This is a genomic window from Pseudomonas sp. OTU5201, assembly GCF_038440135.1.
In the GTDB taxonomy this organism is placed as follows: Bacteria; Pseudomonadota; Gammaproteobacteria; order Pseudomonadales; family Pseudomonadaceae; genus Metapseudomonas; species Metapseudomonas resinovorans.
On sequence record NZ_JASATC010000054.1, the window covers coordinates 1 to 12,009 of the forward strand.

Annotated in this window: 10 protein-coding genes; 7 read left to right on the plus strand and 3 right to left on the minus strand. The window is 53.3% G+C overall.

Annotated elements, in window-relative coordinates; translation table 11 throughout:
• Window positions 1-475: 475 nt before the first annotated feature.
• Window positions 476-1,108: a hypothetical protein gene (locus tag AAHM40_RS24205; RefSeq protein ID WP_342246952.1), complete on the minus strand. Its 633-nt coding sequence runs from the start codon at window positions 1,106-1,108 to the stop codon at window positions 476-478.
• Window positions 1,109-1,410: 302 nt separating this feature from the next.
• On the opposite strand from AAHM40_RS24205, the gene AAHM40_RS24210 reads away from it, so the two are divergent.
• The 7 genes from AAHM40_RS24210 to AAHM40_RS24240 all read left to right on the plus strand — a co-directional run bounded on the left by AAHM40_RS24210 (window position 1,411) and on the right by AAHM40_RS24240 (window position 10,540).
• On the plus strand, window positions 1,411-2,136 hold the full coding sequence (locus tag AAHM40_RS24210; protein WP_342246953.1) for an OST-HTH/LOTUS domain-containing protein: 726 nt from the start codon (window positions 1,411-1,413) through the stop codon (window positions 2,134-2,136).
• A gap of 326 nt (window positions 2,137-2,462) precedes the next feature.
• Window positions 2,463-4,352, plus strand: a complete 1,890-nt coding sequence (locus AAHM40_RS24215) for a hypothetical protein (protein WP_342246954.1) — start codon at window positions 2,463-2,465, stop codon at window positions 4,350-4,352.
• A gap of 40 nt (window positions 4,353-4,392) precedes the next feature.
• The gene (locus tag AAHM40_RS24220; RefSeq protein WP_342246955.1) at window positions 4,393-5,067 is read left to right on the plus strand and encodes a VWA domain-containing protein; all 675 of its coding nucleotides are present in this window, start codon (window positions 4,393-4,395) and stop codon (window positions 5,065-5,067) included.
• Window positions 5,068-5,069: 2 nt separating this feature from the next.
• The gene (locus AAHM40_RS24225; RefSeq protein WP_342246956.1) at window positions 5,070-5,852 is read left to right on the plus strand and encodes a PP2C family serine/threonine-protein phosphatase; all 783 of its coding nucleotides are present in this window, start codon (window positions 5,070-5,072) and stop codon (window positions 5,850-5,852) included.
• Window positions 5,853-7,492: 1,640 nt separating this feature from the next.
• Window positions 7,493-8,500 carry a hypothetical protein gene (locus AAHM40_RS24230; protein WP_342246957.1) on the plus strand — a complete coding sequence of 336 codons (1,008 nt, stop codon included), beginning with the start codon at window positions 7,493-7,495 and terminating at the stop codon, window positions 8,498-8,500.
• Between the two features lie 222 nt (window positions 8,501-8,722).
• Window positions 8,723-9,580, plus strand: a complete 858-nt coding sequence (locus AAHM40_RS24235) for an Nmad3 family putative nucleotide modification protein (RefSeq protein ID WP_342246958.1) — start codon at window positions 8,723-8,725, stop codon at window positions 9,578-9,580.
• 765 nt (window positions 9,581-10,345) lie between these two features.
• Window positions 10,346-10,540, plus strand: coding sequence for a hypothetical protein (locus tag AAHM40_RS24240; RefSeq protein WP_342246959.1), 195 nt, complete (start codon window positions 10,346-10,348; stop codon window positions 10,538-10,540).
• A gap of 132 nt (window positions 10,541-10,672) precedes the next feature.
• On the opposite strand, the gene AAHM40_RS24245 is transcribed toward AAHM40_RS24240, so the two are convergent.
• Entirely contained in the window at window positions 10,673-11,437 is a 765-nt protein-coding gene (locus AAHM40_RS24245) for a lysophospholipid acyltransferase family protein (RefSeq protein ID WP_342246960.1), read from the minus strand.
• Window positions 11,438-11,451: 14 nt separating this feature from the next.
• Entirely contained in the window at window positions 11,452-11,988 is a 537-nt protein-coding gene (gene gmhB / locus AAHM40_RS24250) for a D-glycero-beta-D-manno-heptose 1,7-bisphosphate 7-phosphatase (RefSeq protein ID WP_342246979.1), read from the minus strand.
• Window positions 11,989-12,009 lie beyond the last annotated feature (21 nt).

The window sequence follows — 12,009 nt, forward strand, 5'->3', positions numbered from 1 at the left end:
TCTGAACACTGCCCTCCGATGACAGCAACAACTCCTTGGGTAAATCGGCGCCGTTCAGGTTGATAGTTGAGTCGAGGAGGATCGGGCTGAATTGTTCAAAGTGGCTCATAGTTCATTCCTTGAGTTAACGCGTGCGGCAGTGAAGGCGACGGGCGGCTGGGTTGCTGGGTGTGCCCCGTCGAACTCGCTTGTGTGGCTTTTGTGGTTTTAGCCTTTCGTCCAGATAACCCACGGTGATGACTTTGCTCTCTGTCAGCACCGCGTAGATGTCTCTGCTGCGTAGGGCTAGTTCCTGGTTCTTGGGGTCTACATCTCCCAGTAACTGTGAGAAGCCTGCTCGGTCGAAAAAACACAGGCAGACGCTCCGGTTATGGCTTTCCTCTCCGTAGCACAGCAGCCACTCCAATTGCTTTTCGCTGATACGTCGCTCCTGGCAACGCAGTTCGGCGTGTCGGGTCATGAACATGAGTGCACCTCAAACCAGAACAGTGGGCTTGAAGTGGCGGCGCCCTTTGAGCCAACGCAGCGCTTCATGGGAGTCGACCACGGTGCGAGTCCCTTCTTTTCGAGTGTGAAGACGGTCTGGCGCGGTGGGTTGAGTGGCATTGCGCACGGCCTTTTCCGTCATTTGGGCGAGGAAGGCGACTTCGTTCAGGCTGAGATATCCGCACTCGGTATCTTTGAGCACTGTAGGTAAGGCGTCAGTGGCGACATCACCAAGTGTGTCGCTGTCCAGGCGCGCACGAATTGCTCCAAGCTTGAATAGGTGTTCAAGGCTTGGTGCCAAGGAGTTCGCGCTGTGGAACTCGTCGTCCCAGCGGGCTTGATTGATGAAGGATGCAAAGTCCAACCAGTTGTCATCTTGTGTGCCGACGCCGGTTGTCTTGAGTTGGCCTTCAACTGCGTAGTCGTAGCAGCTCTCGGCTATGGCATTGAAATGCGAAGCCCCGCCAAGAACCTTATCTAGAGCTTCCGGATCGCATTGATATTTTTCGGATTCAGCGTTGAGGTGTCCCACGTAGGCATCGTTGACCTCGGTGGCTAGCTGGTCGCGGCGGATCTTGGTCTGTGGCTGGGCGTGGTTACAAAACAGATCTTCGAGTCGCATATGTTCCACTCCGTTTGGAATGTGAACAGATTGGACTATGAAAATTCCATTGTCAATGGAATGTTCCACTTGCTTTGGAATTTTCGCTTGGCCGAATGGAAGGAGACCTCGCTTCCGGCTTTTTGTGTTGCTGGGGCGCTTGCTACCTCGCGACTTCCAAAGCTATGAGGCATACACGACACTTAGAAACCATTGATCCCTCAATTGGTTAGCCTCTCTAGATGGATGAACCCCTTCGCATCGCCACAGAAGATCCCGTACCTGACCTTCAGCGCACAGTGCAGCGGAAGCTCGGTCGTTGCATGTTGCAGCTGCAGCAGTACGAGCGATTACTCAAGGCTATGGTGGCCCATAGCGAGTTGAGCGGCCCACCTGAACGCCTACTGGAGATTCGTGACGAGAAAGTCGCCTGTGCCCACAAGAAGACTCTGGGTACCTTGGTGGGGATGCTGACTGAGAGCTATCTGAAGCTGCCTGAGCCGACGGAAGAGCCAGCGCAAGATGAACCCGCTGATAGGGAATGGGTTAGCTTCCGATTTCAGATGGAGTTGCCCGAGGATCGCTATGCCGAGACCAAGGCTGCTCTCAAGGAGTTAGTCGACCTACGTAATGAGTTGGTACACCACTTCCTTCAGCGCTTTGATCTTTGGGACGCCGATGGATGTGTAGCCGCCGAAACGTACCTCGATGAGAGTTACGAAACCATTGATGGCCACTACCTGGCGTTGCGCGACTGGGCCAAATCCATGGAAAAAGCTCGTCAGTTAGCGATTTCGTTCATGCAAAGCAAAGAGTATGAGGATGCTATTGTGTATGGCATATGGGTTGATGGCACCGTACATTGGCCCAGAAGTGGGATAACTGCCTGCTTGCGTGAAGCTGAAACCAGGTTGGCTCAGGAGGGGTGGACTCCCTTGTTTGATGCGATTCACTGGATTGCTAAGACCTACCCCGATCAGACGCCCAAGCGATATGGCTGTGGGAGCTGGCGTCAGGTGATCCATGAGTCGAAGCAATTTGACGTTTGAAAGCAAAGTCAGAAAGGCGATGGCTCCACAGTTGTTTGGTATCGCAGTCGAGCTGTAGAGAACTCCTGCTGCTGAGTAGTTGGATTGAGCCCGGCGACGGATGGGGACTCATGTCCGCCAGTGTGTTGTGGATCGACCTCGGTGTGACTGAGGCGACGTCAAGCACCTCCTGATGGGCCTCATTTATGAGGCTTGGAGGTACCTACGAAACTAGGGGCGATTCAGCCCTTGGAGCAAATGTTAATCGGGAGGCCCAAGCTCTCAATCCTACCTGTGCCTAATTGATCCCATAAGCTGAATTAAAAGTAAGGACACGATGAGCGCCTATGACAGTAAGCAGGAAAATTCTGATTGATGGCGACATATTGTTCGCAGATCCAAAAGTCATCTCTAGGATTCGACAAAAAAAAGGAATTCCGATCATCACAGGCTTCACCCTCCAGGCGCTCTTAGATTACCGGAGTAGCGATAATGAGGGAGGCAGGAACGCTCGATATTTTCTCCGGGAAGTTGAATCGGGGGAGAAAAATACCGTAGCTATGCTACCTGGCGGCGAACAAGTAGTTCCTGGTGATAAGCTCAATCAAGGTCACTTTGAGGGCGGCCCGGTATATGTGGTCATCCGTGAAAATGCACACCTCAGCTCAATCGCTGCAAGGTTGATTGATATCGCCACTGACTATGGGATGGTCTTGATAACAAGTAATAATAAAACTAAACGGTATGCAGAGTCTAGAGGTATCAAGACATATCTATGGACGGGCCCAATAGAGTCAAAATCTCCAAGAAACCCAAAAAAAACACCGGATGCCAATTCCTCTCAAAAAGGGGGGATCACCCCTTTCCTGCTTTGTGCTTCCCCAACTAACACTGCTGACACCTCCATTGCAGTGCGGTCGCGCCCAGCCACAGGATCTACCATCACCACGAGTTCCGGCAGGACGCTGAGACTTGGAAAGCAGATTAGCTCGGGTGGTGAGGGGGTCATTTACGAAACTGGTGTGCCTGCTGAGGTTTGCAAAATCTATCACGCCAACAAGCTCACTGAGCTGAAGCGGCGTAAAATTGAGCTGATGGCGAGCCGTAAGATCATACAACGTGGTATCTGCTGGCCCAGCGATCTTGTGCTCAATGAGCACAAGGAATTCGTTGGCTATACCATGCCACGAGCGGACGGTAAAACGATGCAGACGTCGATGTTCGTCAAACCAGTCCTAGAGAAAAATTTTCCACATTGGACACGACGTGATCTTGCAAAAGTCTGCATATCTTTTCTTGAGCATGTACGCTTTCTTCACAGCTTGAATATTATCGTCGGTGATATCAATCCACTGAACTTTCTAGTGACAAAAAATAGCTCCGAGCTTTGGCTGGTTGATACCGATAGCTTTCAAATTGAAGCATTCCCATGCCCCGTCGGAACCGTGAATTTTACTGCACCGGAGATTCAAGGGGCGAGTTATAGCTCCTATCTGAGAACGAAGGAGCATGAGTTATTCGCTGTCGCTACCATGCTGTTCATGATTCTGCACCCAGGCAAGCCACCCTACTCTCAGCAAGGTGGCGGTACCCCCTCCGACAACATCAAAGCGATGGACTTCCCGTATCGATTCACTAAAGATGATCAGCAATTTACTGGAAAAAATGCTCCGCAGGGCCCTTGGCAGTTGATCTGGAATCACCTGCCATTCGGTCTTCGTGAGGCATTCCATAAAACGTTTCGGCTGAATGAAAGGGTTTCCGTCAGCGAATGGATTAAGTTGATGAAAAAATACCTATATTCGCTAGAGAAGGGGTATGTGTCGGACGACCTGTTCCCGTCGACGTTTTATAGGATTCGTGATCCTGTCGAAGTAGTTTGCGGTAAATGTCAGAGTAAGCACATTAACTCTAAGAGCTGGGTGGAGAAGCTCAAGCAGCAGGGGCGGTTGGCTTGGTGTCCGGAATGTACTCAAAAAAGTAAGCTGACACGTTTAGCGAACCAAAGTCGAAGGGAAGCAGATCAGTTAAGCTTGAAAGCTTCTGCCGCCACCAACGCCCGCCCGAATCGCCCCAGCACTCCCCCGAGACCACAGACTGCACCTGCTCGTCCGGCAACTCCAAAACCAAAACCAACTTCAAAACCAACTCCGAAACCCTCTAGCCCACGACCCGCTGACCAACCGAGTATTGGGATTAGTATACTGGGATTCATTCTTAATACTTTTTTTAAGTAACACTCAGCGTAAATAATTCGCTCACTAAGAGAGGAAGTACATGAAGGAAGAATATCTGATTCGGCAAGAAGAACTTGTTGAGAACCCCACTGCTCGAGTCCCGATCTGTCTTGTGCTCGACGTGAGTGGCTCCATGGGTGGCGAGCCTATACAGGAGCTCCAATCTGGTGTTCAGATGTTCTTCGACGCCATTCGAGAGGACGATGTTGCTCAATATGCAGCGGAGATCTGCGTTGTAACGTTCGGAAGCACCGCCCAGCGCGCTGTCGATTTCATGTCAATTGAGCGTCAGGATGTTCCAGCGCTAGTTGCAGACGGTACTACTGCAATGGGGCAAGGCGTTAATATGGCGCTCGACTTACTGGACGCTCGAAAGGAAGAGTACAGACGAGCTGGCGTAGACTATTATCAACCTTGGATGGTTATCATGACTGATGGTGAACCTACAGATGATATTTCTGTTGCCAGTTCGAGGATCAAAAGTCTGGCAGGGTCGAAAAAACTGACAGTTTTTCCTATTGCTATTGGCGCGGGTGCAAATCTTGAAACATTGTCTGCTCTCTCTCCTGGTCGCCCTCCACTGCGTTTGAAAGGGCTAAACTTCAAGGAGTTTTTCCTGTGGCTCAGCAGAAGCGTGTCGCGTGTATCGCAATCCACACCTGGTGAGGCAGTACAGCTTGACGTTGCTGGTATCGAAGCCTGGGGGCAGGTCTGAATATGGCCTCAACTTTTGAGGGGTATCGCTACAAAACTTCTCATGGGCGTATCGCAGGCAGCTCGCATGCCAAAGACAATATACCGTGCCAGGACTATGCTGCAGTACGAAATCACCCAGAGTTTGGATGTATAGCGCTGGCAGATGGCGCGGGTTCAAGATCCAAATCAGAATACGGCGCCCAAACTGTAGTGAAAACAGTTAATCGTCTTCTCGCTCAAAAATTTGATGACCTATGGGCGAAGACCGAGACTGACTCAGCAGGAGCCGTACAAGATGTGCTTTCCCACTGCTTGGTCGCATTGCAACGTGAAGCGAAACAACAGCAATGTACATTGAACGACCTTGCGAGTACCCTGCTGTTTGTTGCGCATTCTAAGGGGCGCTTTTTGGCTGGCCATCTAGGCGATGGATTCATCGCACAATTAAAAGATGATGGCTCTATTGTTGCCTTAGCGCACCCAGATAATGGCGAGTATGCAAATACTACTGTCTTTGTCACTGACCGCTCAGCAAGCAGTCGTATGCGATTGTATAAAGGGGAAAGTGGTCATCTTTCAGCATTCGCTATTATGAGTGATGGTACTGCAGAAAGTCTTTATCTGCGATCAACTAAGGCGCCGGCGAAAGACGGATTGAAGAGACTTTTCGATTGGAACAGTTCCCTTAGTTCTGGCCGGATGAAAAAAGTTATACGCCTCAACCTGGAACAGAATTTTTCCCGGAAAACTTCAGACGACTGCTCGATTGCCATACTGGGATTCGCCCCCGTGGTAGGAAGGTAAAGAATACGACAAAGCGATGCATCTCCCTTGTTGATCCACGTGGAGCCTGTCAGGGCTTTCAATCCTGACAGGTGCCATTGAAGCGAGTACTGAAGGTCGTGCGATCTGTATACGTCATCTGACTCGATTAGAACGAACAGTTGAATAGATCGTGGGAGACAACATTTGCATGATTTGCTGCTCGCCGGGGCAGGATCGAATCCGACTGATCCTGTAGATGGTGAGTACTTCAAATCGCTACGTTCCAAGGTTTATCAGTGGCGGGAGGAAAATCGCAAATCCATAAATGCATACAACGACTATGTATAAGCCCACGGGCTATTCAGCGATGACCTGCGGATCTTCTGATACATCCTTTCGTCGCTCGCAAGAGTTCTACTGCAGCCACCAGGGCTAGCGCGCCTTTCCTGTCGAAGCTCCGGATTGCTAGTTAAGGACTTGCCTGCTTGCGCCGTACGTGTAAGATATTTGTAAAATTTGACGCCTTGTCAATTCCACAGGGCTCAAATAACTTTGCGCAAAAATAGGTTTTGCGAGATTAACTCTGGCCAATGTGTAAATTAACTTTGGCCGAACCTTTCTCTATGGCTGATTTTTAGATGCGTCAAGTTCAAGTATCTTTGCGCACCTACACCCTGCCACCCTTCCTGGAGGTGGGCAAAGTTATTTGCCCTTTCGGCCAAAGTTAAGTGATTCGGTCAAATTAATTTGGCGATAGCCCAAAAAATAGAAGCCCCTGCTGATGCGAATCGGCAGGGGCTTTTAGCTGAGGTTGGAGCAGTTACTGACAGGCGTTCCAGTCAACCAAGAAAGCTTCAGTCAGGCGATGCTTGGTCTTGTGCTCCTCAACGATCCCGGCTGTTTTCATCCTGCTGCCGCCGACGGTGCGGCGGTCTCCGGGCATCGCTCAATAATCGCTCTATAATCCCCTATAAACCTTATTCGTAAGCGTCCGCCAACACACCAGCGCGTCTTTTGAAGGCAGCAGCACCGGGTGGTTTCAAGCCAGCTCCTGCACCTGCGGGTGAGCCGTGTGAGGTGAAGATATCGGTGATAGCTCGGCCTGTGCCAAAATGACACTAAATCTGGTCAACACACCGAGGAATGACATTTACTGTTGCTCGAGCGTGACAATAATTGCGCTCATTTTTAGCGTAAGTTATTGATTTATATTGGGTGTCGAATGACACCTTTTATGCCCGTTCACACGTACTGTCGATGGGCAGTATGCGCGTCTAAGTGTCATTGACGTCGCAATCAAAGCTTGAACCCCGGCCAAAAGCCGGGGTTTTTCTTTTTCCGTTCAATGACTAAATGATGAGATTCAGGCGAGTGGGCCTATCAGGCAAGCACTGCGAAACGGGTTTGCAAAGTGACGTTGACGGGACGGGTGCATTGGCCTGGCTTACAGAGAAAACCTATGATTGGAAGTCTGCGGAGTACTGGAGCCATCAGGCCGCTTTGCTCAGGGAGGCGCCGTGCATGTGGTCAACAGAAACTGTTTCACGGGGGCTCTTCACGCTCGCATGAGATGCTACTTGGTAAGGCTGGCCTGGAAAGGGTTTGGTATGAGGCATTCGGTTTAACCTCTCAGAGCCACCATGAGTGTCGCCGGCAACAGTAGCCAGAGGAGTGACTTCTTGAAGCAGGCATTGCCCGTAAGCATTGTGAGCCTGTCACTGGTCCTGGCGGCTTGTGGCACACGTCCGACGGTGCCTCCGTCTTACGACGAAGTCTACAAGTCGTACATGCATGGCCACATGGAGATGCTGCGTACTCACGCACCTTGGATGACCGAGACGGAGCGGCAAGCACATGCCCAGGCTCAGGCGACCGAGGTGATCAAGAGTGTGAAGGCGCAGAACCAGTTCGGTGGCGTGATTCCTCCTATCATGATTCCGTTGCCAGCCCCACCGTCGATGCATGTACCGACGGCTGTAGAAGATCCCCTACCCCCAAAACCCAAGGCAGAGACTGCGAACGTTGAGCCGCTGGCGAAACCTGATCTTCAGTCTCAAGTTCCCTCGGTGGGGGCAGTTCAATTTGATCAGGATGACCCTCCCCCATTGGTGCCTTCAGTGGCTGTCCAGCCGGTACCCACTGAAGAGGTGGTCAGCACAGAGTCGCCGGAGGCGGACGGCCGGGGCTTTCTCGATGGCACCTATGTACTCGAAGGCGGGAGTTACTCCATCAATATCGAGCAAGACGGAGATAACCTGGTTGCCGTCGAGCCAAACAAACGGTCGATCTATGAGCGGCAACCTGACGGCAGTTACCAGTTCTACAGCGAAAATAGTGGATCCACATTCTCGCTGCACCTCCTCGATCCGGGCACCATCGAGATGGATCGAGTTCCGTCTGCTGGCAATCCCAGTACATTGAATCGGGTGGAGGTAAGGGCCGCAGCTCAAGTTTCAGCGGTGAACCAAACCTACGCCCTAATAGCGGAACACTACAGGGAACTGGCTCAGAGCGATCCGGATAACGTCCAGGTCTGGACGATGTGTTCAGCGGTAGCATTCAAGCGCAGCCTCTCTGAAGACGAAGACTTCTCGCGCTATGCGAGGCAGGTTTCGGAGAGTTTGAAGTCGATCGCTGTGACCAGCACGAACCCCTGTTCCGATGCGATTCCAAGCAGCTATTGGTAAGTGAAAACATTCAACGTGCGTTCTGGCGAGTGCGTGGGTGTTGCGTGGTGCCCGAATCAGGTGCAGCCCGAACGCTGCGCGAACCGCTGTACGCTGTTGCGGGACGTCGATGATCTTGGCCTATCGAATAACTTCGCGTCACGGCCCGACCTAGTGCGGGCCTCGGGGTCTGCTGGCAGCAAGCGTCGATCAATCAACCAGGCGTAACAGAGGAGCCCGGCGATGCGAGTCATCCTGAGCCGCAAGGGTTTCGATTCGTCCGCCGGGGGGTGTCCGAGTCCAATACTGCCAGATGGGCGCCTTTGCTCACTCCCCATCCCGGACGAGGCATCGTCCATCTCCTACGGGGATATCGACTACTGCGGCACCAACCTCGGTGAGTTGGTGTGCCAGCTGACGCTGAATGCGCGCTGGCAGGGCGAAGGGGCTCACCTGGACCCAGACCTACGCGCCGATGCCTTACCCCGCTTACCAGGCTGGACTCCGACGCTGGGGCAAAGTGGTAGCGCCCAGGGTCACTTGCGTAATGAGGGCGTGACGGTCGGCGATCTGTTTCTCTTCTTCGGCACCTTTCGTCCCGTACAGCAGGTAGCTGGTGGTTGGCGCTTCAGCCCGCGCCAGGCTCCCTGCCAGGTGATCTGGGGCTGGCTGCAAGTAGGTAAAGTTCTCAAGGTCGACGAGTTGCTTGCGGACCCGATGCCATGGGTTCGTTATCACCCTCACTTCGCATATGGGAAGGATGCCTCCAATACCCTGTACCTGGCCACGAAGAAGCTGAGCCTGGATGGCATTGCCGCGGGTTATCCGGGAGCCGGAACCTTTGCGTATCTGGACGAGCGTCTGGTGCTGACCGCTTCCGACGCGAAGCGGCAGACGCGCTGGCGTTTACCGGCCTTCTTTGCTCCAGGGAAGGGTCAGCGTGGGCTGAGCTTTCACCGAAATCCCAATCGATGGACAAGTGCCGAAGACGGTTGCCTGCTGGACAGCGCATTCCGGGGTCAGGAGTTCGTCCTGGATATGCAGGGCGATGAACGCCCGCTGGTTTGGATCAGATCGTTGCTGGCGGCAGCTCGAACCTGAGGAGTTTTCCTTTTTAGGGCAATGGGTTACAGGCGTGAAACAGGGGGTAACACTACGGTGGCAATCCGGTGTGAGGAGTGTTACCCATGGTCCGGCTTTGGGGCATCTGGGCGGGTCGTATCGGAACATTTCAGGGCCGGAACAGAGCGCCCTCGAGAATCAAATTTTTATAAGCTATTGATTTGTAAGGATTTACAAAAATATGGCACGAGTCATGCTCTATAGACGGTACAACAACAATAACAAGCTTCAAAAAGAATTTTTTCGACTCTGACAGAACAACAACAACAGCCCAGAGAAGAAGCAAACCGATTTTTTTGGACAGGGTGTGTCGTTCCATACCCGGTGACTAGAGCAACAGAACAATAAAACTACCTTGAGGTAGCGGCGCTCTGGTTGGTTCAGTTAATGACGATGGCATGATCAGCGTCCAAAAAAATCCGTTTGCCCTCGGTCCATGTTGGGACCAGCCAATTCTGGCTCGCTAGTAGCCAGTAGCAAAAAACAACAACGAATACTCGATAAGAACAACAACAAAAAAAAAGAAAAAACATTTGAGGGGAGCTTCGGCTCCCCTCAGTGCTTTCTGGTTTGCGAAAACTCCTTTCCTTTCCTTTCCTTTCCTTTCCTTTCCCGATCCCCTTATTGATCGCAGTTGCGACGTGGGTGAGCGCTCCCAAGGCCGTAGGGTGTGTCGGCGACTGATTGGGAAGCGTAGTCTGGAGGCGCTTGCAGAGGCCCAGAAGGCCATACAGGAGCAACGGGATGGATGAGAGCAAAGGGGATGCATCGAGCATCTCCGATGAAGAGATCAGCGCTTACATGACACGGCAGCTGCGTTCAGGCCGGGTCAAACCCGCAGTGCTGGTGGTGTTGACTGAGAAGAACTTCCCGGGCGTCGCACGCGAACGGATCATCCGCTGTTTCAACGCCCTGGATTCGACATATCTGAAGGGGTGATGCCAGGGCTAGCAGAAATCGTTATGCACTTTCTCGCTAAGCCTTAGCGTAAAAGGTAAACCCTTGTAGATCAGGGGGTTGCGAAGTGATTTCGGGGATTCGCCAAATTTTTGTTCACAGCTTATCCACAGATCAAGCCAGTTGGTCCAGAGTCGCTGCGGATTGCGGGCCCTCGAGCTCGCGCTGAGTGGCTTCCACCCAGGCGAAGGCTCGCTCGTTCAGCTCAGCAATCGCACGCGGGCCCTCTCCCTCTGCCTGCATCGCGGGGCCAATGACGACCTGGATGGTGCCGGGGCGCTTGGCCCAGCCTTCCTTCGGCCAGAAATGTCCGGCGTTGTGCGCTACCGGTAGGACGGGTAGTCCGGCATTGACTGCCAGCGCTGCGCCGCCGCGGGAGAACTTGCCCATCTGCCCGACGGGAACTCGGGTGCCTTCTGGGAAAATCAGCACCCAGGCACCCTGCTTCAGGCGCTCGTCGCCCTGCGCTGCCAATTGCTTGAGGGCAGCCTTGGGATTACTTCGATCAATCGCGATGGGCTTCATCAGTGCCATGGCCCAGCCGAAGAAGGGCACGCGCAGTAGCTCGCGCTTGACCACCTGGCTTAGGGGCTCGAAGGCACCCGAGAGGAAGAACGTCTCCCAGGTGCTCTGATGCTTGGCAAGGATCACGCAGGGCCGATCAGGCACATTCTCAAGCCCCTTCACCTCGTAGCGAATGCCGACCATGACTTTGGCCAGCCAGACGGCGAAACGGCACCAGCGCCAGACAATGAAACGGTAGCGCGCCCGGAAGGGCATGAACGGTGCGAAGAAGAGGCTAAGCGTGCCCCAGATGAAGGCGCTCAACGACAGCAGCAGGTAAAAGAGGAAGGTTCTGATGGCCTGCACTGTCGTCATGGGAGCTGTTGACCTTATTGAAGGAGATGCGCGGCGACTGCCGCCAGATCGTCGAATACCAGGGTTCCCGCTGGCAACGGCTTGGCCAGGGTGCGTTCGCCTTTGCCGGTCTTCACCAGTACGGGCTGACAATCGACGGCCAGCGCGGCGTCCAAGTCACCACTGCTGTCGCCGACGAACCAGGTTCCAGCAAGGTCCACGCCATAGTGTTCGGCGATGCGCTTGAGCATTCCGGGGCGCGGTTTGCGGCAATTGCAACCTTCGTCGGGACCGTGGGGGCAGAACTGAATAACGCCGAGTTCACCGCCCTGCTCCGCCACCAGTTCGCGCAGGCGGGCATGCATGGAGTCCAGGGTCGAGAGATCGTAGTAGCCGCGGGCAATGCCCGACTGGTTGGTGGCCACGGCAACGGTCCAGCCAGCTTTGCTCAGACGGGCGATGGCCGTGATCGCGCTCGGAATGGGGATCCATTCCTCGAGGGATTTTATGTAAGCGTCGGAGTCTTCATTGATGACGCCGTCGCGGTCGAGAATCAGTAGTTTCATGAACAATGCCTGAAGCGCAGAGCCGGA

What these genes read in the sequence shown, in the direction of transcription:
- AAHM40_RS24205 (WP_342246952.1), bottom strand. Translation starts at nt 1,108, where the DNA reads ATGCGACTCGAAGATCTGTTTTGTAACCACGCCCAGCCACAGACCAAG.
- AAHM40_RS24210 (WP_342246953.1), top strand. Translation starts at nt 1,411, where the DNA reads ATGTTGCAGCTGCAGCAGTACGAGCGATTACTCAAGGCTATGGTGGCC.
- AAHM40_RS24215 (WP_342246954.1), top strand. Translation starts at nt 2,463, where the DNA reads ATGACAGTAAGCAGGAAAATTCTGATTGATGGCGACATATTGTTCGCA.
- AAHM40_RS24220 (WP_342246955.1), top strand. Translation starts at nt 4,393, where the DNA reads ATGAAGGAAGAATATCTGATTCGGCAAGAAGAACTTGTTGAGAACCCC.
- AAHM40_RS24225 (WP_342246956.1), top strand. Translation starts at nt 5,070, where the DNA reads ATGGCCTCAACTTTTGAGGGGTATCGCTACAAAACTTCTCATGGGCGT.
- AAHM40_RS24235 (WP_342246958.1), top strand. Translation starts at nt 8,723, where the DNA reads ATGCGAGTCATCCTGAGCCGCAAGGGTTTCGATTCGTCCGCCGGGGGG.
- AAHM40_RS24240 (WP_342246959.1), top strand. Translation starts at nt 10,346, where the DNA reads ATGGATGAGAGCAAAGGGGATGCATCGAGCATCTCCGATGAAGAGATC.
- AAHM40_RS24245 (WP_342246960.1), bottom strand. Translation starts at nt 11,437, where the DNA reads ATGACGACAGTGCAGGCCATCAGAACCTTCCTCTTTTACCTGCTGCTG.